This is a genomic window from Actinoplanes derwentensis (assembly GCF_900104725.1).
GTDB lineage: Bacteria > Actinomycetota > Actinomycetes > Mycobacteriales > Micromonosporaceae > Actinoplanes > Actinoplanes derwentensis.
On sequence record NZ_LT629758.1, the window covers coordinates 1,992,474 to 2,013,520 of the forward strand.

The window sequence follows — 21,047 nt, forward strand, 5'->3', positions numbered from 1 at the left end:
CGTATGAGAATGATTCCCTGCCGTCCGTGAGCGACACACCGCAAGATCGTGCGTCTATGAAAGAGACCCCCGCGGCGACCCCGTGGATATCGGCATGTTCAGGCGCCGAGCAGATGAATCGAGTGCCGGGCCGAGTCGAGCACCCGTGCGGAGCCGGTCCGGGCGTACACGTCCAGGGCTGTGTCGGCGAATTTGATCGCGTGTTCGTCGCCGTCTTCGGCGGCCAGGGCCATCACGAGTTCCGGGGGACGGGCGGGCACCGGGCGTGCGGTGCCGGGGGAGTAGGCGGCGGTGATCGCGGCCGTCGCCGACCAGGCCGCTGCCAGGCTGGGTTTCCACAGGGCGTCCGGCAGGACGGGCAGGACGCGGGCGACGGCGCTGGGGGCGGTGGCCGCGTGGACCAGCATGACCGGGGCGGCGTACCCGTGGGTGCCGTGTCGCAGTGTCGCCGCCTCGACGATCGCTGCCAGCCTGGTGGGCACGTCGTCGGCGGGATCGCCGGGGACCGCACCGGAAGCGCCGGCCCAGCCGGGGGTGGCGGCCAGTTGCGCCAGCCGCTCCCGGGCGCCGGACCGCTGGTCGGGCACGCGCGGCACCGCGTCCAGCGCCGACCGTGGATCGGTCGCCGGGTAGGGGCCGGCGCCTGGTGGGGCGAGCGGCTGCCATCGTGCCGCCCAGTACGCCAGGCCCTGCCCCAGTTCGCCGATTCGGGCGGGTGTCGGACCGTCGATCAGGGACCGCACCGCGTGTCCGACTCGGATCACCCCGTGCGTCGCGCCCGCGGCGATACCGGGCAGCAGCCGCGGCCACCAGGAGACCAGCACCTCCCGCCACGGTGCCAGCGCGAGTTCCCGGTCGAAGAAGTTCAGCCAGTCGCCGGTACGAGTGGGGTCGCCGAGTGGTGATTCCCAGTCGTCGGCCAGGACCGGGCTGATGCCGCGTGGCCGGGTTTCGAGGCGGTCGGCGTAGTCGTCGAGCCACCGGTGCACGATCCGCTCGTGTCCGTGCCGGATCAGCGCCTCGGCGGCCATCGGCGCGTGATTGGACAGCCATCCGTCGCGTTCCGGCCCGGTTCCACGGAGCCGCTCGTACACCTCATCGACGTTTGTCATGCTTTAGATTCTGCAACCTGAACCACGGTGGAGGTAAAGCATGGACGGTCGCTACCGCATTCGCCCTGGCCGGGCCACGGACGTCACCGCGATCGCCGAGTTGCAGGCCTCGGTGCAGCTGCAGGACCGTACCGGTGGGAAGCCGCATCCACAGATCGCGTCCTGGGTCGAGGACCTGATGGCCGGGCATCCGTCGGTGCGCCCGGAGGACTTCCTGGTGGCCGAGCAGGACGGCCGTGTGGTGGCCAGCCTCGTCGAACTGCGGCAGGAGTGGAGTCTCGCCGGGGTGCGCCTGCCGGTGGCGATGATCGAGCTGGTCGGCACGGTGCCGGAGCATCGCGGTAACCGGCTGACCGACCGGCTCTTCGAAGTGTTGCACCGCAGACTGGCCGACGACGGTGTGCCGCTGCAGGTCATCGAGGGCATCCCGTACTTCTACCGCCGGTTCGGCTACGAGTACGCCCTGGCCAACGACGGCGCCCCGACGATCCCGGTCAACGCCCTGCCGGACGGGCCGACGGTCGGCGGTCTGCGTCCGGCGACCGTGGACGACGCGGACGCGCTTGCCGCCGTCGACCGGGAACTGGCCGGGACCGGGGTGCTGAGCTGTCCCCGGGACGCGGCCGCCTGGCGTTACGAGATCGCCGGCCGCCGTCCGGACGACATCGCCCGCCGGGTCGTTGCCGTACACGAGGACGGCGGCTACCTCGTGCACACTCCACAGACGGCCATCGTGGTCGCGGCGACGGTGCGGCCGGACGACGCCGTCTACGCATACCTGCGGCAGGCCGCCGGGCCGGACCAGACCGAGCTCCGGCTGCTGCTCGGCCCGGAGCACCCGCTGAGCCTGTCCGGCCCGGCGGGTGTGCCCCGTCGTACCCGCGGCTGGTATGTCCGCACCGGCGACCCCGCCGACCTGCTCGCTCGCCTGAAACCCGTGCTTCAGGCGCGTTGGCAGGCGGCGGATCTGCGGTGGCCGGGGCCGTCCATGACGGTCGGGACGTACGGCCGGGCCGCACGCCTGCACTTCACCGACGGCCTCCTCACCCACGTCACCACCCATCGTGGCCGCGCCGAACAGGACGCCATGATCCCGCCCGGCGCGCTGCTACAGCTGGCCCTCGGTCATCGCAGTCTGCCGGAGATCCTCGCCGAGTGGCCGGACTGCCTGCCCGGCGACCGGATCACCGAGCGTTTTCTGACGGCGGCGTTTCCACGGGTTCCGGTGCGGGTGTGGCCTTGCGCCTGACAAGCAGACGCAGCAGCGGCCAGCACAGGATCAGCAGGATGATGCCGTAGATCAGGTACGAGATCGGGCCGCCGAGCAGGCCGGACAGGTCGCCGCCGGACAGTTGCAGCGCCATCCGGCCCTGTCGTTCGGCCATCGGGCCGAGGATCACCCCGACGATCAGCGGGAGGACCGGCAGTCCGAAGCGCCGCATCCCGAACCCGAGCAGCCCCAGCAACAGCAACAGCAGCAGGTCGAAGGGCTGGGCGTTGACGGCGTACGCGCCCATCGAGGCGAAGAACAGGATCCCGGCGTACAGGTACGGGCGCGGCACCCGCAGCAGTCGCGCCCACACCGGGGCCAGTGGCAGGTTCAGTACCAGCAGCAGCAGGTTGCCGACGAACAGGCTGGCGATCAGCGTCCACACCAGTGTCGACTCGCGTTGCAGCAGCAACGGGCCGGGCTGGATGCCGTAGCCCTGGAAGGCGGCGAGCATGACCGCGGCGGTGGCGTTGGTCGGCAGCCCGAGTGCCAGCATCGGTACCAGGGTTCCGGCGGCGGACGCGTTGTTGGCGGCTTCCGGCCCGGCCACGCCCTCGATCGCACCCTTGCCGAACTGTTCCGGGTGCTTGGTGAGGCGCTTTTCCAGCGCGTACGACAGGTAGGTGGGGATCTCGGCGCCCCCGGCGGGCATCACGCCGAACGGGAAGCCGAGTGCGGTGCCCCGCAGCCACGGTTTCCACGAACGCCGCCAGTCGTCGCGGCCCAGCCACGGCTGACCGACCGGGATCACTTCGACGGGGCGTTTGAGCAGGTGAGCGGCCACCCACAGGGTTTCGCCGACGGCGAAGATGCCGACCGCGACCACGATCACGTCGATGCCGTCGGCCAGTTGCGGCAGGTCGAAGGTGAGCCGCTGCTGGCCGGTCACCCGGTCGATGCCGACCAGCCCGACGGTCAGGCCGATCAGCAGGGACGCGAACCCGCGGATCCGGGACACGCCGAGCACCGCGCTGACCGCGATGAACCCGAGCAGCATGATCGCCAGATAGTCGGGGGCGCCGAGACTGATCGCGAACGACACCATCGGCGGGGTCACGAACACCAGCAGCAGAGTGCCGATGGTGCCCGCCACGAACGAGCCGATCGCCGCCGTCGCCAGAGCTTGCGCGGCCCGCCCGGCTTTGGCCATCTTGTTGCCCTCGATGGCGGTCACCACCGACGACGACTCGCCGGGGGTGTTGAGCAGGATGGACGTGGTGGATCCGCCGTACATGCCGCCGTAGAAGATGCCGGCGAACATGATGAACGCCTGCGTCGGTTCCATGCCGTAGGTGAGCGGCAGCAGCAGCGCCACCGTCATCGCCGGGCCGATGCCGGGCAGCACCCCGACCGCGGTGCCGATGGTGACGCCGATCAGGGCGATCAGCAGGTTCTGTGGCGTCACCACGTTGGCGAAACCGTCGAGCAGGTTGGTCAGTTCGGTCATCAGAGGATCCCCTGCAGGACACCGGCGGGCAGGTTGACGCCGAGGCCGATCGCGAAACCGTAGAAGGTGACCAGGGCCAGCGAGACCGCGATCACCGGCGTGAGCAGGTGCTTTCGGGATCCGAGGGCGTACGCCGAACCCCAGAACAGCAGTGACCCGCTGATCACCCAGCCGAGCGGTTCGATCAGCACCGCGTTCAGCCCGAACGCCACGATCAGCAGCACCACGGTCCGCCAGTCGATCCTCGATGTCAGGTCGACGTCCTCGCCGTCCTCCTCTTTGCCGGTGCCGCCGCGGGACACGTCGATCGCGTACACCACCGCGACGACCAGCAGCAGCGCGCCGATCAGGATCGGTACCGGCCGCGGCCCGATCGGGTCGTTGCTGCTGGTGGCATGCCCGATCGTGGTGGCGTCGACCAGGACCAGCACCCCGATCGCGGCGAGAAAGGCGCAGACCCCGTACTGGGCCCGGTCCTTGGTCACGCCAGACCCAGGTCTTTCAGGACGTCGGCGACCGCCTTGTCCTGCTCGGTCAGGAACGTCGCGAACTGGTCGCCGGTGACGAACGCGTCGGTCCAGCCGTGCTTGGTGACCTCCGCCTTCCACGCGTCGGTGGCGTGCATCCGGGTCAGCACGTCGATCCACTGCTGCTTGTCGGCGGCGGAGATCTCCGGCGGGGCGACGATGCCCCGCCAGTTCGTGAAGACCATGTCGATGCCGGATTCCTTCAGCGTCGGCACGTCCTTCACCGCGTCCAGGCGCTGCTCGCTGGTGACCGCGAGGACCCGTACCTGCCCGGCTTCGACCTGGTCCAGGAACTCGCCGACACCACTGGCGCCGAACGCGATCTTGCCGCCGAGGACTGCGGGCAACAGTTCGCCGCCCCCGTCGTACGACACGAAATTGACGGTCTTGGGGTCGATCCCGACGGTTTTCGCCAACCGCATGGGCAGCAGGTGGTCCGGCCCGCCGGGCGAGGATCCGCCGCCTACGGCGATCTTGCCGGGGTCGGCCTTCCACGCCGCGACCAGGTCGTTGATGGTCTTATAGGGCGATTCCTTGGGTACGACGATGGCCCCGGGTTCCTCGATGACCTTCGCCAGTGGCGTGGTCTGGGTCAGTTTCGCCGGCGACTTCTGGGTGTAGGACGCCCCGACCACACCGAGGCCCATCTGCATCGCCAGCTTGCCGTTGCCCTTCTCGTTGACGGTGCGCTGCAACCCGACCACACCACCGGCCCCGGACAGGTTGAACACTTCGACACCCGAGGCGATCTGGTTGTCCTCCATCACCTTGGCGATGGTGCGGGCCGTCGTGTCGTACCCGCCGCCCGGGGTGTTCGGCACCATCAGCCGCAGATCGGCGACCGGACCACCCGCCTCGGTCTTGCCCGCGGTCGCGCCGCACGCGGTGACTGTCAACGTCATCAGCCCGGCCAAGATCGCCTTCGTCGATGTTTTCATCGCTGTTTCTCTTTCGTTTCGGGACGGTCCGGCGCGATGATGGTGGCCCTCGCGCGACGGCATGTCTGCGTTCTGTAATCAGCGAAGGTTGAGTAATTTGTGGTCGCGAACCTGAAGAGGCCGACACTCGCCGGACAACTACTGGTTCTCCAACTCGCGATCATCGTGATCGTGCTGGTGGCGGTGGCCGCGCTGTCCCTCGCCCAATCCGCCGCCACGTTCAACCGGGTCGAGGGCCGCCGGGTCGCCGCCCTCGCCGAACAACTCGCCGACAACCCGCTGATCCGCGCCCAGCTGGAACAACCCGCACCCGGCGCCGCCCTGCCCGCCCTCGTGCAGGCCACCCAGACCCAGTCCGGCGTCAGCTCGGTCACCGTCGCCGACACCCGCGGCATCGTCGTCGATTCGACCGACCCCACTCTGGTACGGGAGAGGCTGCCGCTCGGCGACCAGTCGGTGGCTCACGGCCGCAGCTGGTCCGGCGAGTTACGCCTGAACGGGACCCTCGAACTGGTCGCCCAGGTGCCGGTGCTCGGCGATCAGCACGACAACCTCGGCCGCCAACTGGGCGTGGTCGTCATCGGCGAGGTGTCGCCGACCCTGTGGCAACGGGCGCTCGACGCCTCGTACAACATCGGGATCTATCTCGGTCTGGCCAGTCTCGTCGGCCTGACCGGATCGTGGCTGCTGGCCCGGCGGATCAAGCGCCAGACCCTGGGCCTGGAACCGCGCGAGATCGCCGGCCTCGCCGAACACCGGGAAGCGATGTTGTACGGGATCGCCGAAGGTGTCATCGCGCTCGACCCGCACCATCGGATCACCCTGGTCAACGCCCCCGGCCGGGCCTTGCTCGACCTGCCCGAGGACTGCGTCGGCCGGTCGCTCGGCGAGTTGGACGTCGACGGCCGGCTCGCCGAGGTCCTGTCCGGCGGCGATGCCTCCTCCTCCCGTGGCCGTGATCAAGTGGTCGTCCGCGCCGGGCGGGTCCTCGTGATGAACCGGATGAGCGTCACCGGCCTCGGCTCGGTCACCACGCTGCGTGACCGCACCGAGCTGGCGCAGCTGGAACGGGAGATGGGCTCGTTCCGCAGCACCACCGAACTGTTGCGGGCCCAGGCCCACGAGTTCGCCAACCAGCTGCACACCATCTCCGGGTTGATCCAGATCGGCGAGCACGACGAGGTCGTCCAGTACGTCGACGCGCTCGCCCGGCACCGGGAGTCCCTGGACCTGACCCTGACCAGCCGGGTCCACGACACCGCCGTGGCCGCGCTGCTGATGGCGAAGTCGGCGCAGGCCGCCGAGCGCCGCGTACGGCTGAAGATCTCCGAGCGCACCTCGCTGGACCGTCTGGAACCGGCCGACGCCGCGGATGTCGCCACGGTCGTCGGCAATCTGGTCGACAACGCCATCGACGCCTGCTGCTCCGGCGACGACGCCTGGGTCGAGGTCGAACTGCGGCAGGACACGTCGACCGTGGAGATCGTGGTTCGCGACTCCGGCCCCGGGGTCGCGGAGTCCCTGGCCCGGGAAGTGTTCTCCCACGGGTTCACCACCAAAGTCGCTGAACAGGGCGAACGTGGCATCGGACTGGCCCTGACCCGGCTGATCTGCACCCGGCACGGTGGCGAGGTGGCCGTCACCGGCGCGATGTTCACCGCCCGTCTCACCGTAGGGGGAACGTCATGATCGGTGTCCTGGTCGTCGACGACGACTTCCGGGTGGCCCGCATCCATCGCAGTTTCGTGGACCGGATCCCCGGGTTCGGCGTCGTCGGCGTGGCCCACTCCGGAGCCTCCTGCCTGGACCAGGTCCGACGGCACGCGCCGGACCTGGTGCTGCTCGACCTGTACCTGCCGGACATGTTCGGCCTGGACGTGGCCGCCCGGTTACGCGCCGACGGCCACGACTGCGACGTCCTGGTCATCTCGGCGGCGAAGGAAGCCGACGCGATCCGTGGCGCCGTCCGCAGCGGAGTCGTCAACTACCTGCTCAAACCGTTCGGCTTCGACGACCTGCGCACCCGGCTGGAGCAGTACGCCACCCAGCGCACCGGCCTGTACGCCACCTCGGTGCACGACCAGGCCGACATCGATCGCGCCCTGACCTGCGCGCCCCGGGCCGGCAACGCCCTGCCGAAAGGCCTGAGCAGCGAGACCGACCAGCTGGTCCGCACCGCCCTGAGCACCGCGGCCGGGACACTGTCGGCCGCCGAATGTGCTGACCAGATCGGTATCTCCCGGGTCAGCGCCCGCCGCTACCTGGAACACCTGCACACCACCGCCCGCGCTGACGTCACGCTGCGTTACTCGGTGCCGGGCCGCCCTGAGCGTCGCTATCGCTGGATCGGCGCGTAGGGGCCGCCGGGGCTCCGGACTGTCCACTGTATATGGTCGAGAGGTGACGCAAACCCGTAAACGGGGCCCGCGGGGTCCGTATCATTCCGGGCGGGAAGCGCAACGGGCCATCCTCGACGCCGCCCGCGCGGTCTTCGCCGAACACGGGTTCCGTGGGGGAGTGCTGCGCGACGTCGCGGTGCGTGCCGGAGTCAGCGCCGCCAACATCATTCACCACTTCGGCTCCAAGGAAGCGCTGCTGACCGCCCTGCTGGCGGAGCGCGACATGGGCGGCAGCCTGATGTTGCGGACCTCGCCGGCCGGATTCATCGCCGAGCTGCGGGACCTGGTCCGCCGCAACGCCGCCGACCCCGACATGATCCGCCTGTTCAGCACCCTCGCCGCCGAGGCGACGGCCCCCGACCATCCGGCGCACGAGTTCTTCCGCGAGCGGTACGCGACAGTCACCCAGGAGACCACCACCGCCGTCGAGACCGCCCGCGAGGAGGGCGTCCTGCCCTCCGGCCCACCGGCCGACCAGATCGCCGCCGGTCTGATCGCGGTGATGGACGGCCTGCAGACCCAGTGGCTGCTGGACCCCGGTTTCGACATGGTCGCCGCCTTCGACGCCCACCTCACCGCCATCGGCGCCGACTGAGCCAGGAAGTAGCCGTCTGAATCAGCAAGCAGCCGTCTAAGTCAGGAAGCCGCCGACGGTGCGCGGGCCGCTGGGAAGAGGGTCAGCTGCTCGGTCGGGGCCAGGCCGGTGGTCTCGTCGGCGCCGCGGCGGCGCAGGCAGCGGCGGCACGTCACCGAAGCCGTCGTCGGGCGCAGGGCGGCCAGCTCGCCGCCGCTGACGCCGACGTGGCACAGGGGTGCCGGCACCTCCAGCTCGCCCAGCCAGCGGACGGTGGCCACGGCGTGCACCGCGCTGCCGCCGCGCACATAGGCGTTGTGACCGGCGAAGTCGGCGACCGCGCGGGCCACCACGGTGGCGAGGAGTTCCCCAGCGGAAGTGGTCACCCGGCCATCATGCTCCGCGGGTGCGACATTCCAGGCCGCCGGCGACGCCGAACCGTCGAGGTGTCAGCCGGATCACGCCGAGCACTCCGTCGGCGTGCTCTCTCAGCGCACTCCGTCAGCGTCCTCCGTATGGCGGGACTCTCTCAGCAGGGGGCGATCGACCTGGCCGGGCCGCCGATCCGATACCAGCGGTCGCCCGTGCCGCTGTATTTCATGACCATGTCCCGGTTGGGGGAGAGAGCGTAGAGGGCGGTGTCCCCGACGGAGAAGGTGTAACCCGGGCCGCCGATCCGGTACCACCGGCCGTCGCGGTAGCGGACGATGTCGCCGGAGGCGGGGCTGATGGCGAAGAGCCCGTACCCGCCGGCGTACAACTTGCGGGCCGGCCCGCCGATCCGGTTCCAGGTCTCGCCCTGTCCGCTGTAACGGTTCACGGAGCTGCCGTCCGGCGCGAGCCCGTAGAGCGCCTGCCCGGAGACGACGAACTCCCGCCCCGGTCCACCGACCCGGGTCCACTGACTGCTGCGGTACCGGAGGATGTCACCGGAGGTGGGCCTGGTGACGAAGAAGCCGTAGCCACCGGCGTACAGCGTCCGGGCCGGCCCGCCGACCCTGGTCCAGGTGTCGCCCTGACCACTCCAGCGGTTGACGGAACTGCTGTCCGGCGCGAGCCCGTAGAGCGCTTGCCCGGACACCACGAACTGCCGCCCCGGACCGCCGACCCGCGACCACCGGCCGTCACGGTAGCCGTAGATGTTCCCGGAGTTCGGATTCGTCGCGAAGAAGCCGGCCCCGCCGCCGTAGATGTTCCGCGCCGGCCCGCCGATCCGGGTCCACGACACGCCCCGCCCTTGGTAGCGGCTCACCGAACCACCGTCCGGTGCGACGGCACACACCGTGCTGGTCGTCGCGAGCCGGGCCTGCGCGGGCAGGGCTCCGGCGCCGACGGTCGCGACGGCCAGCAGACCGGCACCACCGCGGCGCAACAGGTTCCTGGTCGCGAGTCTCATCAAGGCCTCCTCATCGATGTGGGTGGGTGAACGCCAGCCCGTACCGATTCTGTGGGCCCTCCGAGCAGCGGATACAGCGAATGCGCGAACACCACCCACCGTCGCGATGGGACTCGTGTCGATAGCCTGGGACCCGTGACGAGCGACGAGGTGCCGGTCGGCCGGCTGACGCTCGCCGGGCGGGTCGAGGCCGGGGACCGGGCGGTCGAGTTGGCCCGGCCGGTGTTCCTGCGGGCGGGGGAGACGATCCAGGTCGACGGCGATTTCGTACGGGTACGCGGGGCGGACGGGAGTGTCATGTCGTACCCAGGTGAAGGGTTCTGGCTCTGCTAAATTCTAGAACATGTTCTAGTCTTGGAGGGTTCGGATGACGGCAGTGGTGGTGAGTGCCCGGGAATTGGCGCGCCGGTCGCAAGCGGCGGCGTCCGTAAAGGATCGGGCCGGCTGGCTCGGCCTGTTCGCCGGCGACGCCGTGGTGGAGGATCCGGTCGGGCCGTCGCCGCTCTGCCCGGACGGGCGCGGGCATCACGGGACCGAGGCCATCGCCGCCTTCTACGACAGCGTGATCGGGCAGGTCGACCGGATGCGGTTCGAGATCGAACGGTCCTACCTGTGCGGTGACGAGGTCGCCGACGTCGGCACCATCCACCTCACGTTCCCGGGCGGCGACACCATGCGGGTGCGAGGCGTGTTCACGTACCGCGGCGACGGCACCGGCAAGATCGCGGCACTACGAGCGTTCTGGGAGTTCACCAATCCAGACGGCCAGTCGTAACGTGCCCGGCGGGTGCGGACCGCGCCGTCACGCTGGCTGGCCGCCGCACCGTCCGATTCCGATCTGTCCCGCCGCGATCATCTGTCGCTGGCCGACCTGAACGGATGGCCCAGTTCGAACTGCTCCCGCCGGAGCGGCCGTCGCCCGGCCGGGATCCGGCCAACGTCATCATCGGCCGGGCCGGTGGGGGGAGTGCGGGAGTGAGGTGCCCCGCCGGGCGGTGAGCCCGGCGGGACGGTGGCACGATCAGCAGGTGCCGATCTTGGTGTAGGTGCTGGCGCACCGGTCGTCGCAGCTCGCGAGCAACTGGCAGTTCTTGCAGTAGTAGGCGCCGTTGGAGGCGCAGTAGCAGAAGCCCCAGAACTGTCCCGGGGTGCAGGCCGCCGCGGCTTCCACCTCGGGGACGAAGCGGGCGAGCAGGCGGTCGGCCAGGTTTCCGAGTCGTCGCATGATTCTCCTCGTATCGGGTGTCGATCACGCACCGCAATGGCTGCGGCCAGCCGAACGTAGGGCGGCCGGGTACAGCCGGGATACATCGCCGCGGCTGTACCCGCGCTGTATCCCGGGCTCCTACCGTCGGGTCTCTCGGCGGCGGTGAGGAGCGTGCGGTGAACTGGACGGTGGCCTGTCAGGCGATGCTGGTGCTGACGTTCGCCGTCGCCGCGGCCGGGAAGGTGCGGCCGGCCGGGTTCGGGGAGTTCCGGGGATCGTTGTCGCGGAGTCTGCCGGTGCCGCGCCCGCTGGGCACCCCGCTGGCCGCTGGTGTGGTGGGCGCGGAGCTCACGGCGACCGCGGCGATGGTGCTGCCGACCACCGCCCGCTGGGGGTTCGGGCTCGCCGCGATCCTGCTGGCCGGGTTCACCGGGGCGATCCTGGTGATGCGCCGCCGCGGTTCGGCCGAGCCGTGCCGTTGTTTCGGGGCGTCGGCGGAGCCGCCGGGCCGGGCCGCCGTGGTCCGCAACGTGCTGCTGCTGGCGACCGCGATCTTCGGGCTGGCCGGTTCTCCGGCCGGTCCGGGGCTGCCGCTGCCGGCGGTCGCCCTCGCTGTCGCGGCGGGCGCGGTGACGGCGCTGCTGCTGATCAACCTGGACGAGATCGCCGGCCTGCTCGCGGCGACCTGACCTGTCGTATCCACCGTTTCCACGTATCGGGGAGTGTCATGTCCTATCTGACCGCCGCCGTCGTTCTCGTCGGGTTGCTCGGTGTCGTCAATCTGCTGCTGTCCTTCGGTGTGCTGCGCCGGCTGCGCAGACATTCCGAGCTGTTGTCGGCCCGGCAGACCGAGCAGGGCCCGCTGATGCTCGCCGCCGGGCAGACGGTGCCCGCGGTCACCGCGACCGCGATCGACGGCCGCCCGGTGGCCCCGGCGGAGTTCCCCGGCCAGACACTGGTCGGCTTCTTCTCGCCCGGTTGCACGGCCTGTCACGAGCGTCTTCCTTCCTTCCTGTCGTACGCCGGGGAACTGGCCGATCCGGCCAAGGTCCTGGCGGTCATCGTCGGCACCGGGGCGGACGTGGCCGCACTGGAATCCGAGCTGGCGGCGGTCGCCCGGGTGGTGCGGGAACCGGCCGACGGGACGTTGACGGCCGCCTTCGCGGTCCGCGGCTTCCCGTCGTTCCTGCTGGTCGAGCCGGGCGGCATGGTGCTCGCGAGCGGCCTGGCGATGAGTGAACTGCCCGTGCACGCCACGGCATGAGGCCGCTGCTGCGGGCCCAGCGTTACGTCTGGCAGGCCTCGCCGGTCCGGTTGCTCGCCCGGATCCTGCTGGTGGTGGCCGCGGGACTGGTTCCGGTGGCGCTGGCGTGGCTGACCAGGACGGTGCTGGACCGGATCGGTGATCCGTCGGCGCCGCTGCTGGCCCCGGCCCTGGCACTGGCCTGCGCCGGGGTGGCCGCGGCCATGCTGCCGCAGCTCAACGGCTACCTCGGTAGCCAGATCACCCGCACTGTCACGCTCGCGGCCAAAGATCGGCTGTTCGGGGCGATCGGGCGGCTTCGCGGGCTGGCCCGGTTCGAGGACGCCGCGTTCCACGACCGGCTGCGGATGGCGACGCACGGAACGAGCGGTCCGGCCGATCTGGTCAGCAGTGTCCTCGGCGCCGGTCAAGGAGCGCTGACGATCGTGGGGTTCCTGGGCACCCTGGCGGTACTGAACCCGTGGATGGCGCTGGTGGTGGTGGCCGGGGCGGTGCCGACTCTGCGGGCCGAGCTGACACTGAGCCGGGACCGCGCCCGGGTCGACTTCGCGTTGAGTGCGGCCGGGCGCCGGGAGATCTTCTATGCCGATCTGCTGACCAGCGTACGGGCGATCAAGGAAGTTCGGCTCTTCGGTCTGGGTGGTCTGTTCCGGGGCCGGATGCTGACCGAGTTGCGGGCGATCGACGCCGGGCAGCGCGGAGCGGACCGGCGGGAGCTGCTGGCCCAGGCACTGCTCGGGGTGACCGGTGCGGTGATCGCCGGCGGCGGGCTGGTGTGGGCGGTGGTGGCGGCACGGCAGGGCCGGCTCAGTGTCGGTGACGTGGCGGTGTTCGTCGCGGCGGTCGCCGGGGTGCAGGGGGCGCTGGCGACGGTGTTCAGCACGGCCGGGCGGGGTCATCACGCGATGCTGATGTTCGGCCACTACTGCGCGGTGGTCGACAGTGAGCCGGATCTGCCGCCGCCGGCGTCCGGGCAGGTTACGCCGGTGCCGGAGCTGCGGCACGGGATCGAGCTGACCGATGTGTGGTTCCGGTACCGGGACGATCTGCCGTGGGTGCTGGCCGGGGTGGACGTGGTCATTCCGGCCGGCCGGGCGACCGCGCTGGTCGGGCTGAACGGGGCTGGCAAGAGCACCCTGGTCAAGCTACTGTGCCGGTTCTACGACCCGACCCGCGGCTCGATCACCTGGGACGGTGTCGACCTGCGCGACTTCGAGGTGGACGAGCTGCGCCGGCGGATGAGCGTGGTCTTTCAGGACTTCATGGAGTACGAGTTGAGCGCCGCCGAGAACATCGCGGTCGGCGATCTCACGGCGCTGGACGACGGCGGTGAGCGCGTCACCGAGGCGGCCCGGCGGGCCGGGTGTGATCCGTTCCTGCGGGAGCTGCCGCACGGCTACGACACCCTGCTGACCCGGATCTTCCTGGACGCCGCCGATCGTGACGATCCCCGGACCGGGGTGGTGCTCTCCGGCGGCCAGTGGCAGCGGGTGGCACTGGCCCGGGCGCTGGTCCGCACCCACGGTGACCTGCTGATCCTGGACGAGCCGAGCGCCGGGCTGGACGCCGAGGCCGAACATCAGGTGCACGAGCGGCTGCGGGATCACCGGCGGGGCCGGACCAGTCTGCTGATCTCGCACCGGATGAGCACGATCCGGCAGGCGGACACGATCGTGGTGCTCGGTGCGGGCGCCGTCGTGGAACGCGGTGGCCATGACGAGCTGATCACCGCCGGTGGTGAGTACGCCCGGCTGTTCGCGTTGCAGGCGGCCGGTTACCGCAAGGCGGTGGAGGTCTCGTGACGTTCTCGGTCCCGGTGGTGGCTGTTGTAGTGCTCGCGGCGGTTGTCGTGCTCCGTCGGGTGCGGCGGCGGCATGCCGTGGTGCGGGTGACCGGGTCGTCGATGGCGCCGACGTTCCGGCCCGGGGATCGGGTGCTGGTGCGGCGGACGGTGGCCGGGGTGCGTACCGGCGATGTGGTCGCGGTCGAAGCCCCCGAACAGGGTCGATGGCCGACTCGGCCGCTCAGCACCGGCATCGGCGGGCGGCGCTGGCTGATCAAACGGGTCGCCGCGGTCGCCGGGGAACCGGTCCCCGCGACCGGGATACCCGCGCTGGCCGGGGAACGGATCGTGCCGGACGGGTTCCTGGTGCTACTCGGGGACGCCGGGGAGATCAGCTACGACTCGAAGCAGGTCGGCTACTTCCCGGCGGCCCGGGTGCTCGGCGTCGCGGTCCGGTTGCTGGACGGCTACCGCCAGCGTGGCGAGTTCCGCATCGAGGCGTGACCGGCCGGGCGGTCCTCGTGCATCACCAGGCGCACCAGGCCGTGTACCCGGTAGCGGCCCGGCCCGTTTTCGGTCAGGAACCCGCCGTCCACCAGGACATCCAGCAGATCCGTGTCGTCGTCGGTGACGCCCTGAGACAGGCTCAGTGACTTGAGCAGGCGGCGGGCCGCCGGTGGCAGCGCCCGGCACGCGCCGGTCAGCCGGGACCGGATGTCCAGGTCACCGGTGCGCAGGGTGTCCAGCCGGGTGGACTCGTCGTCCAGCAGCGCGGCCAGCCGGTCCAGCGGCCGCCCGGGACGGCTCGTGGCCCGCGCGGCGGCGATCCGGACCGCCAGCGGCAGCGTCTCGCAGCTCCGCACGATCCGGCCGATCACCGCCCGGTCCCGGTCAGCCGGGCCGCCCGTCACCGCGCGTTCCCGGTCGGCCGGCCCGTCGAGGACGGCGCTGAACAGGGCAATCGCGTCCGGCTCGGGCAGACCGGTCAGGGTGATGTGCCGGGCGCCGTCGAGTGCCGGAAGCCGGGACCGGCCGGTCACCAGCACCCCGCAACCCGCCGTGCCCGGCAGCAACGCCCGCACCTGCGGCTCACCGGCGGCGTTGTCCAGCACCACCAGGACCCGGCGGCCGTCCAGAGTGCTGCGCAACATGCCGGTACGGGCCGGGAGCGCGGCCGGGATCCGGTCGGCCGGCACCCCCTGTGCCGTCAGGAACCGCCCGATCACCTCCTCGGGCGTGGCCGGGTCCGGGCCGTCACCGCGCAGATCGGCGTAGAGCTGACCGTCCGGATAGCCGCCGGCCACCCGGTGCGCGAGGGCGACTGCCAGCGCGGTCTTGCCCACCCCGGCCAGCCCGGAGACCACCACGATCGGCAGGACGTCGCGCCGGGCGGGGCCGAGTACCCGTACGCCCAGTTCGATCTCGCTCGTCCGGCCGGTGAAACCGGCGACCGGAGGCGGCGTGAGAAACGGTGTGAACAGGGGATCAGCGGCCACGATCGGCTCCGGCTCGGGACGGTCGCGATCCAGCCGGGGACTCCGGTCCAGGACGGCGAGGTGCAGGTCGGTCAGTTCCCGGCCCGGTTCTATGCCGAGTTGGTCCCGCAGCAGATCCCGGGCGGTGGCGAAGGCCGCCAGCGCGCCGGACACGTCGCCGCAGTGGTAGAGCGCCGTCATCAACTGGGCGTGCGCGTGCTCCCGCAGCGGGTTGTCGTCCAGGTGCCGGCGCAGCATCGGCACCGCTTCGGCGAACCGGCCGTCGCACAGGCGGGCGTCGACGGTCTCCTCGACCACCTGGACCCGTTCCTCCTCCAGCACCGCCGCGAACGTGCTGAGCATCGGCCCGTCACGCAGCCCGTCCAGTGCCGAGCCCCGCCAGATCCCCAGCGCCTGGTCCAGGTGCCGCATCGCGGTACGCGGCTGCCCGCCGGCCGCCCGGCCCCGCTCGACCAGGGCCCGGAACTCGTTCAGGTCCACCCGACAGTCGTCGGCCAGCCGCAGCTGGTAGCCGTGCGGCCGGGCCAGGATCGACACCGGCGCCGGAGCCGAGCCGAACGAGCGGCGCAACGCGGCCACATAGGTCCGGATGTTGGCGACCGCCGACGACGGCGGCGACCCGGCCCACAACTCCCCGGCCAGCTCGTCGATCGCGATCACCCGGTCGTGGTTGGCGATCAGGTACGCCAGCACGATCCTCGTCTTGCCCGCCGCCATCCGGATCGCCGCCGTCCCCCGCCGGACGTCCAGTGGACCCAGCAGACCTATCGAAACCGACACCGCGCACTCCCCGCCCCGTAGACGTGCCCCGTGATCGACATGGTCGGGGCGGGCGCTTACCGCACGCTTACCCGGCGGCTCGTTTGCGCTGGCCGGGACTGTCCTTCATGGATGTTGACAACGAAAGACATGTAAAGTGATCAACATGGTTGTCGAGTTCCGGTTGCTCGGCCCGGTGCGGGTCACCGCCGGCGGCAACGCGGTCGTGATCGGCGGCCGGCAGCGCACCGCCCTGCTGGCCATCCTGCTGCTCAACGCCAACCGGGTGGTCGGCACGGACCGGCTGGCCACCGTGCTGTGGGGTGCCCGGCAGCCGCGCAACGCCCGGTCCACCCTGCAGGTGCGGGTCTCCCAACTGCGGCGGGTGCTGGCCGAGGCGGGCCTCGGCGACGACCGCCTGGCATACCGGTCCCCCGGTTATCTGCTGCGGGTCGGCGCCGGGGAACTCGACCTGCAGCGGTTCCTCACACTCGCCGACCGTGGCCGGGACCTGCTCGCCGCCGGTGACCACCAGGCCGCCGCCGGCCTGCTGCACGAGGCGTTGGAGCTGTTCACCGGCCACCCGTTCGAAGACGTGACCGCACCGCCGCTGGACGCCGAACGCGACCGGATCCAGCAGCGGCGGCTGGCCGCACGCACCGACCGGATCGACGCCGACGTGCGTGCCGGCCTGCACGACACGGTCCTCGGCGAACTGACCGCCCTGGCCGAACAGCACCCGCTCGACGAACGCCTCGGCGGGCTGCTGATGCTGGCCCTGCACCGGGCCGGGCGACGCTCCGACGCCCTGGCGCACTTCCGCCGGATCCGGAAGCTGTCCACCGAACGGGACGGCCTGGAACCGTCCGAAGAGCTACGCCGCCTAGAGAAGGCGATCCTCACCGATGCCCCGGTCACCGTACTGGTGCCCGCCCAGCTCCCGGTTCCGCTGGTGCACTTCACCGGCCGCGACGACGACCTGCGCCGCCTCGACGACCTCGCTCCGCGGGCCGGTGCCGTGGCCGTACCGGTCGTGGTCTCGGCCATCGGCGGCATCGCCGGGGTCGGCAAGACCGCCCTCGCGGTGCACTGGGCGCATCGGGCCCGGACCCGGTTCCCGGACGGCCAGCTCTACGTCAACCTGCGCGGCTTCGACCCGGCCGCCGCGCCGATGACCCCCACCGGCGCGCTGCGCACCCTGCTCGACGGCCTGGGTGTGCCCGCGCAGCGCGTCCCCTACCAGGTGGACGCCCAGTCCAGTCTGTACCGCAGCATCCTAGCCCGGCAGCGGGTGCTGGTCCTGCTCGACAACGCCCGCGACGCCGAGCAGGTGCGCCCGCTGCTGCCCGGTTCGCCCGGCAGCATGGCCCTGGTGACCAGCCGTAACCAGCTCACCGGCCTGGCCGCCACCGACGGCGCCCGGTTGCTGGCGCTCGCCGCGTTCGGCCCGGACGGCTCCCGCGAACTGCTGGCCGGGCGTCTCGGACCGGACCGGATCACCGCCGAGCCGGAGGCCACCGGCCGGATCATCGAACGGTGCGCCGGTCTGCCGCTGGCCCTGTCGGTGGTCGCCGCGCAGGCGGCCGCGAACCCGGGACTGGCACTGGCCGCCTTCGCCGACGACCTGACCCTCGATTCGCTCACCGTCGGTGACGTCGGCAGTGACGTCCGCGCCGTGTTCTCCTCGTCCTACCGGGTCTTGCGCGACGACACCAAACGCCTGGTCCGGCTGGCCGGGCTGCACCCCGGGCCGGATCTCACCGCCGGTGCCGCCGCCAGTCTCGCCGCCTGCTCACCCGCCGAGGCGCGGACCGGGCTGGCCGAACTGGTCCGGGCCGGATTCGCCACCGAACACACACCCGGCCGGTACGGGATGCACGACCTGCTGCGGGAGTACGCCGCCGACATGGCCCGGCGGCACGAGACCGAACCGGACCGGCGGGCGGCGCTGCACCGGTGCACCGACCACTACCTGCACACCGCCTGTTCCGCGGCAGAGGCCCTGGTCCCGCACGGCGACCCCTTGACCCCAGGACAAGCCCACCAGGGAGTACGCCCGGAGCCGATCGCAGACCGGACCGCCGCCGTGGCCTGGTTCACCGCCGAACTCCCGGTGCTGCTCGAAGTCTTCCACGCGGCGGTGACCGCACGGCTCGACCGGCGGGTGATCGACCTGGCCTGGGCACTGGCCCGGTTCCTCGACCTGCGCCGCCGCTACCACGACATGACCGCCACCCAGCAGGCCGCACTGACCGCCGCCACCCGGCTCGGCGACGACCCGGCCCGCGCCCGCGCCCACCGGCTGATCGGCTTCGCCGCCAGCCGGGAAGCCCGTACCGGCGAGGCCCTCGAACACCTGAGTGCCGCCCTCGACGTCAACCGGCAGATCGGCGACCACCTGGCCCTCGGCCACACCGGCATGACACTCGCCCAGCTCACCGCCCGGACCGGTGACCACACGCGGGCTCTGGAACATGCGCGGACCGCGTACGCCGCGTTCCAGACCGCCGACTCCCGTTACGGGCAGGCCAACGCCCTGAACTCGATCGGCTGGTACCACGCCAAACTCGGCGAGTACGAAGCGACGGTCGAGTTCTGCACCTGGTCCGCCGAACTGGCCGGTGAACTCGGCGACGCCCGTGCGATCGCGGCCGCCGCCGACAGCCTCGGCTACGCCCACCACCACCTCGGCGACCACGAGCAGGCGGTGCGGTGTTATCAGCGGGCGGTGCAGACGTACGCGGCGGCCGACGACCGCTACTTCGAAGCCGACACACTGCTGCACCTGACCGACACACTCCAGGCGATGGGCCGGACCGCCCCCGCGATCGAGGCGGCCACCCGCGCACAGCGGCTGCTGGACGCCCTGGAACACCCGGACGCCGACCGGGCCCGCCGCAAACTGGAAGAACTGGGCACCCATCGATAACGGTGAGTGATGCGCGATGATCTCGGGATGTCATTCGGGGTCGGCGTGTGGTTCCTGCTCGGGCTGTTCCTCATCGCGGCCGCGATGGCGCAAGCGGTCAAGACCGGGCGGCTGGGCCGCGACGGGCTGCGCGCGGCCGGGTCGGTGGTCCGGATCGAACAGTCGCCGGACGGGCGGTCGCTGTACTCGCCGGTGATCGCCTACACCGACGAGACAGGGGCCTGGCGGGAGTTCACCGTCGGGCTCAAGGCGTTCAAGCCGATCCATCCGGTCGGCGCGCGGGTGCCGGTCCGGTGGATCGCGGGACGGCCAGAGAGCGCTTCGCTGTCGTCGGTGCGGCACACCGTACTGATGATCGGTGTGCCGTTGATCGTGGGTGTGGCCTGTCTCGCGGCCGGCCTCTGGTCGATGGACTAGAGCCGTGAGCCGGTAATGACGACGCCGCGGCGGCCCGGCGGCGGATGTCCGCGTCGAAGGCGCCCGACGAGATCCAGATCGTGGCGGGAATCCCGCGTACCGCACCCTTGCACTGCTGGACCGCGAGGTCATGCGGATCTCGACGATCACCCGGCGCGGGGCGCGCACCCGGAACATGGCGATGGGTATGGGCCTACATGTCCGCGGCTACTCGGAGGACCTGGTAGCGACCATCCTCGACATCCCCGGCGTCGAATTCCTGGCCACGGTGATCGGCAACTACGACATGATCGGCACCGTCTCCGGCAACTCCCTGCCCGCGTTGCAACAGGTCGCCGAGCAGGTGCGCTCCTTCCCCGACATCACCGGTATCTGCACCTGGGTCCACATGGACTTCGTCCACGAGACCTACCGGCTGCCACTCGGCCTCTGAGCCGTCCGCTACCGGCTGCCGGGCCGCATCACCGACCACCAGACCGTGACCAGCGGGACCATCGCCATGACCAGGACCGCTGCCATCGACACCGCCAGCGACACCATCGGCGCGGGCCACGCGACGACGATCGCCACCAGCCCGAGCAGGAGCATCGTGATGCCGGTCGGCCGCAGCTTGCGGCGCTGCGCCTCCAGAGCCGTGTCCAGTCCTCGCCGGACCGGGTCACAGATCTTCCCGTCGAGTGCCTCCGGGACGGCCGGCGCCTGTTTGGGCCAGGCATTACCGACGACGATGACCACCAGCGCGACGGCGGCGGCCACGTAGCCGAGCGCGGACCCGATCTGCCCGTCGGCCGCCCGGAGCAGCAGCAGATGGATGCTGAGCAGCACCGGGGTCACCACCCCCAATGCAAGATCAACTGCCTTGCGGTGGGTACGGTCGTCGCGGCCCAGTGTCAGAAAAGCGGCACCGGGCAACCGCTGGACGGCCAGTGACAGCACGCCGATCGCCGCGGTCAGCAGCGGGAACCCGCTCAGGACCAGCGCCTTCGACGCATGCTGATCGGTACCGTCCTTTCCGGCGCCGGCAAGCGTGACCGGGTCGGGCAGGTGCCCGGCGGCCTGCCAGGACAGTGCCGCCATCACCGCCAGCCCGGCGACCAGCACCACGATCCCGGTCAGCGGCACCCTCGTCTTATCAGCCGTCGCCATCTCGCCCTCCCACTCCTCGCCGGGCGCACTCAGTCGTCGCCATCGCTGACCTCCCCGTTCCGGGCGCCGAGGCGCATGTTCTCCATCAGTTCGGCGATGGCTCCTTCGAGCACCGACATCTTGGTCACGTACCGGATCGTCGTGCCCTGCCGTCGCGTGTCCACCAGGTCCGCGGCTCGCAGCACCTTCAGGTGACCGGACAGCGTCGGCCCCACCACATCGAGCGCGGCGGCGATGTCCCCGACCGCCATCGGCCCGTTGCGCTGCAGCAACGTCAGCACGGCTCGCCTGGTCGGGTTGGCCAGCGCAGCGAACACCCCGTCGGACAAGACCCCTCCGCTTATTTCGGTTTCTTCGAAGATAGCAAATGATCGAAGCCTTCG

General features: G+C 71.0%; 23 protein-coding genes. 13 read left to right on the forward strand and 10 right to left on the reverse strand.

What is annotated here, in order from left to right; genetic code table 11:
* Positions 1-98: 98 nt before the first annotated feature.
* Positions 99-1,112, reverse strand: a complete 1,014-nt coding sequence (locus tag BLU81_RS09100; RefSeq protein WP_092543380.1) for a questin oxidase family protein — start codon at positions 1,110-1,112, stop codon at positions 99-101.
* A 40-nt stretch (positions 1,113-1,152) separates the two neighbouring features.
* Here BLU81_RS09100 and BLU81_RS09105 point away from each other — a divergent pair, with 40 nt between their 5' ends.
* Positions 1,153-2,361: a GNAT family N-acetyltransferase gene (locus BLU81_RS09105; protein WP_092543382.1), complete on the forward strand. Its 1,209-nt coding sequence runs from the start codon at positions 1,153-1,155 to the stop codon at positions 2,359-2,361.
* Here BLU81_RS09105 and BLU81_RS09110 read toward each other — a convergent pair.
* The 3 genes from BLU81_RS09110 to BLU81_RS09120 are packed head-to-tail and all read right to left on the reverse strand — an operon-like array spanning position 2,297 to position 5,294.
* The gene (locus tag BLU81_RS09110; protein ID WP_092543384.1) at positions 2,297-3,829 is read right to left on the reverse strand and encodes a tripartite tricarboxylate transporter permease; all 1,533 of its coding nucleotides are present in this window, start codon (positions 3,827-3,829) and stop codon (positions 2,297-2,299) included. The two genes, BLU81_RS09105 and BLU81_RS09110, sit on opposite strands and share 65 nt — an antisense overlap.
* Complete coding sequence (locus tag BLU81_RS09115) at positions 3,829-4,314, reverse strand: tripartite tricarboxylate transporter TctB family protein (RefSeq protein ID WP_231954320.1); 486 nt, start codon at positions 4,312-4,314, stop codon at positions 3,829-3,831. Before BLU81_RS09115 ends, BLU81_RS09110 begins: the two co-directional genes overlap by 1 nt.
* Complete coding sequence (locus BLU81_RS09120; RefSeq protein ID WP_092543386.1) at positions 4,311-5,294, reverse strand: Bug family tripartite tricarboxylate transporter substrate binding protein; 984 nt, start codon at positions 5,292-5,294, stop codon at positions 4,311-4,313. Before BLU81_RS09120 ends, BLU81_RS09115 begins: the two co-directional genes overlap by 4 nt.
* A 99-nt stretch (positions 5,295-5,393) precedes the next feature.
* Here BLU81_RS09120 and BLU81_RS09125 point away from each other — a divergent pair, with 99 nt between their 5' ends.
* The 3 genes from BLU81_RS09125 to BLU81_RS51475 are packed head-to-tail and all read left to right on the forward strand — an operon-like array spanning position 5,394 to position 8,288.
* Complete coding sequence (locus tag BLU81_RS09125; RefSeq protein ID WP_092543388.1) at positions 5,394-6,983, forward strand: sensor histidine kinase; 1,590 nt, start codon at positions 5,394-5,396, stop codon at positions 6,981-6,983.
* Positions 6,980-7,651 (forward strand): response regulator, encoded by a 672-nt coding sequence (locus tag BLU81_RS09130; RefSeq protein WP_092543390.1) that lies wholly within the window; start codon positions 6,980-6,982, stop codon positions 7,649-7,651. The genes BLU81_RS09125 and BLU81_RS09130 overlap by 4 nt, the downstream gene beginning before the upstream one ends.
* 43 nt (positions 7,652-7,694) lie before the next feature.
* Positions 7,695-8,288, forward strand: a complete 594-nt coding sequence (locus BLU81_RS51475) for a TetR/AcrR family transcriptional regulator (RefSeq protein ID WP_172890513.1) — start codon at positions 7,695-7,697, stop codon at positions 8,286-8,288.
* A 41-nt stretch (positions 8,289-8,329) separates the two neighbouring features.
* On the opposite strand, the gene BLU81_RS09140 is transcribed toward BLU81_RS51475, so the two are convergent.
* Together BLU81_RS09140 and BLU81_RS09145 are read right to left on the reverse strand one after the other, a co-directional pair.
* Entirely contained in the window at positions 8,330-8,653 is a 324-nt protein-coding gene (locus BLU81_RS09140) for a hypothetical protein (RefSeq protein ID WP_092543394.1), read from the reverse strand.
* 143 nt (positions 8,654-8,796) lie between these two features.
* On the reverse strand, positions 8,797-9,663 hold the full coding sequence (locus tag BLU81_RS09145) for a hypothetical protein (protein WP_092543396.1): 867 nt from the start codon (positions 9,661-9,663) through the stop codon (positions 8,797-8,799).
* A gap of 135 nt (positions 9,664-9,798) precedes the next feature.
* On the opposite strand from BLU81_RS09145, the gene BLU81_RS09150 reads away from it, so the two are divergent.
* Together BLU81_RS09150 and BLU81_RS09155 are read left to right on the forward strand one after the other, a co-directional pair.
* Entirely contained in the window at positions 9,799-9,996 is a 198-nt protein-coding gene (locus BLU81_RS09150) for a hypothetical protein (RefSeq protein WP_092543398.1), read from the forward strand.
* Between the two features lie 34 nt (positions 9,997-10,030).
* On the forward strand, positions 10,031-10,438 hold the full coding sequence (locus BLU81_RS09155; protein WP_092543400.1) for a nuclear transport factor 2 family protein: 408 nt from the start codon (positions 10,031-10,033) through the stop codon (positions 10,436-10,438).
* 246 nt (positions 10,439-10,684) lie between these two features.
* Here BLU81_RS09155 and BLU81_RS09160 read toward each other — a convergent pair whose 3' ends face one another.
* Positions 10,685-10,888: a hypothetical protein gene (locus tag BLU81_RS09160; protein WP_092543402.1), complete on the reverse strand. Its 204-nt coding sequence runs from the start codon at positions 10,886-10,888 to the stop codon at positions 10,685-10,687.
* A 158-nt stretch (positions 10,889-11,046) separates the two neighbouring features.
* Between BLU81_RS09160 and BLU81_RS09165 the strand changes: the two genes are divergently transcribed.
* From BLU81_RS09165 to BLU81_RS09180, 4 genes are read left to right on the forward strand one after another with little or no spacing between them, the layout of a single operon-like run.
* A complete protein-coding gene (locus BLU81_RS09165; protein WP_092543404.1) occupies positions 11,047-11,559 on the forward strand; it encodes a MauE/DoxX family redox-associated membrane protein in 513 nt (170 codons plus the stop codon).
* Positions 11,560-11,597: 38 nt separating this feature from the next.
* On the forward strand, positions 11,598-12,134 hold the full coding sequence (locus tag BLU81_RS09170; RefSeq protein ID WP_092543406.1) for a TlpA family protein disulfide reductase: 537 nt from the start codon (positions 11,598-11,600) through the stop codon (positions 12,132-12,134).
* Positions 12,131-13,936: an ABC transporter ATP-binding protein gene (locus tag BLU81_RS09175; protein WP_092543408.1), complete on the forward strand. Its 1,806-nt coding sequence runs from the start codon at positions 12,131-12,133 to the stop codon at positions 13,934-13,936. Before BLU81_RS09170 ends, BLU81_RS09175 begins: the two co-directional genes overlap by 4 nt.
* Positions 13,933-14,421: a S26 family signal peptidase gene (locus tag BLU81_RS09180; RefSeq protein WP_092543410.1), complete on the forward strand. Its 489-nt coding sequence runs from the start codon at positions 13,933-13,935 to the stop codon at positions 14,419-14,421. The genes BLU81_RS09175 and BLU81_RS09180 overlap by 4 nt, the downstream gene beginning before the upstream one ends.
* Here BLU81_RS09180 and BLU81_RS09185 read toward each other — a convergent pair.
* Positions 14,385-16,193: an AfsR/SARP family transcriptional regulator gene (locus BLU81_RS09185; protein WP_092543412.1), complete on the reverse strand. Its 1,809-nt coding sequence runs from the start codon at positions 16,191-16,193 to the stop codon at positions 14,385-14,387. The genes BLU81_RS09180 and BLU81_RS09185 overlap by 37 nt on opposite strands.
* 145 nt (positions 16,194-16,338) lie before the next feature.
* On the opposite strand from BLU81_RS09185, the gene BLU81_RS09190 reads away from it, so the two are divergent.
* The 3 genes from BLU81_RS09190 (at position 16,339) to BLU81_RS09200 (ending at position 19,951) form a co-directional block, all read left to right on the forward strand.
* Positions 16,339-19,101 carry an AfsR/SARP family transcriptional regulator gene (locus BLU81_RS09190; protein ID WP_157751426.1) on the forward strand — a complete coding sequence of 921 codons (2,763 nt, stop codon included), beginning with the start codon at positions 16,339-16,341 and terminating at the stop codon, positions 19,099-19,101.
* Between the two features lie 27 nt (positions 19,102-19,128).
* The gene (locus BLU81_RS09195; protein WP_157751427.1) at positions 19,129-19,518 is read left to right on the forward strand and encodes a DUF3592 domain-containing protein; all 390 of its coding nucleotides are present in this window, start codon (positions 19,129-19,131) and stop codon (positions 19,516-19,518) included.
* 130 nt (positions 19,519-19,648) lie between these two features.
* Positions 19,649-19,951: an Lrp/AsnC ligand binding domain-containing protein gene (locus BLU81_RS09200; protein ID WP_092543418.1), complete on the forward strand. Its 303-nt coding sequence runs from the start codon at positions 19,649-19,651 to the stop codon at positions 19,949-19,951.
* Positions 19,952-19,959: 8 nt separating this feature from the next.
* On the opposite strand, the gene BLU81_RS09205 is transcribed toward BLU81_RS09200, so the two are convergent.
* Both BLU81_RS09205 and BLU81_RS09210 read right to left on the reverse strand, forming a co-directional pair.
* Complete coding sequence (locus BLU81_RS09205) at positions 19,960-20,664, reverse strand: hypothetical protein (RefSeq protein WP_157751428.1); 705 nt, start codon at positions 20,662-20,664, stop codon at positions 19,960-19,962.
* Between the two features lie 29 nt (positions 20,665-20,693).
* A complete protein-coding gene (locus tag BLU81_RS09210) occupies positions 20,694-20,993 on the reverse strand; it encodes a metalloregulator ArsR/SmtB family transcription factor (RefSeq protein ID WP_092543422.1) in 300 nt (99 codons plus the stop codon).
* Positions 20,994-21,047: the final 54 nt, after the last annotated feature.

What these genes read in the sequence shown, in the direction of transcription:
- BLU81_RS09100 (WP_092543380.1), bottom strand. Translation starts at nt 1,112, where the DNA reads ATGACAAACGTCGATGAGGTGTACGAGCGGCTCCGTGGAACCGGGCCG.
- BLU81_RS09105 (WP_092543382.1), top strand. Translation starts at nt 1,153, where the DNA reads ATGGACGGTCGCTACCGCATTCGCCCTGGCCGGGCCACGGACGTCACC.
- BLU81_RS09110 (WP_092543384.1), bottom strand. Translation starts at nt 3,829, where the DNA reads ATGACCGAACTGACCAACCTGCTCGACGGTTTCGCCAACGTGGTGACG.
- BLU81_RS09120 (WP_092543386.1), bottom strand. Translation starts at nt 5,294, where the DNA reads ATGAAAACATCGACGAAGGCGATCTTGGCCGGGCTGATGACGTTGACA.
- BLU81_RS09130 (WP_092543390.1), top strand. Translation starts at nt 6,980, where the DNA reads ATGATCGGTGTCCTGGTCGTCGACGACGACTTCCGGGTGGCCCGCATC.
- BLU81_RS09145 (WP_092543396.1), bottom strand. Translation starts at nt 9,663, where the DNA reads ATGAGACTCGCGACCAGGAACCTGTTGCGCCGCGGTGGTGCCGGTCTG.
- BLU81_RS09155 (WP_092543400.1), top strand. Translation starts at nt 10,031, where the DNA reads ATGACGGCAGTGGTGGTGAGTGCCCGGGAATTGGCGCGCCGGTCGCAA.
- BLU81_RS09160 (WP_092543402.1), bottom strand. Translation starts at nt 10,888, where the DNA reads ATGCGACGACTCGGAAACCTGGCCGACCGCCTGCTCGCCCGCTTCGTC.
- BLU81_RS09170 (WP_092543406.1), top strand. Translation starts at nt 11,598, where the DNA reads ATGTCCTATCTGACCGCCGCCGTCGTTCTCGTCGGGTTGCTCGGTGTC.
- BLU81_RS09175 (WP_092543408.1), top strand. Translation starts at nt 12,131, where the DNA reads ATGAGGCCGCTGCTGCGGGCCCAGCGTTACGTCTGGCAGGCCTCGCCG.
- BLU81_RS09190 (WP_157751426.1), top strand. Translation starts at nt 16,339, where the DNA reads ATGGTTGTCGAGTTCCGGTTGCTCGGCCCGGTGCGGGTCACCGCCGGC.
- BLU81_RS09195 (WP_157751427.1), top strand. Translation starts at nt 19,129, where the DNA reads ATGTCATTCGGGGTCGGCGTGTGGTTCCTGCTCGGGCTGTTCCTCATC.
- BLU81_RS09200 (WP_092543418.1), top strand. Translation starts at nt 19,649, where the DNA reads ATGCGGATCTCGACGATCACCCGGCGCGGGGCGCGCACCCGGAACATG.
- BLU81_RS09205 (WP_157751428.1), bottom strand. Translation starts at nt 20,664, where the DNA reads ATGGCGACGGCTGATAAGACGAGGGTGCCGCTGACCGGGATCGTGGTG.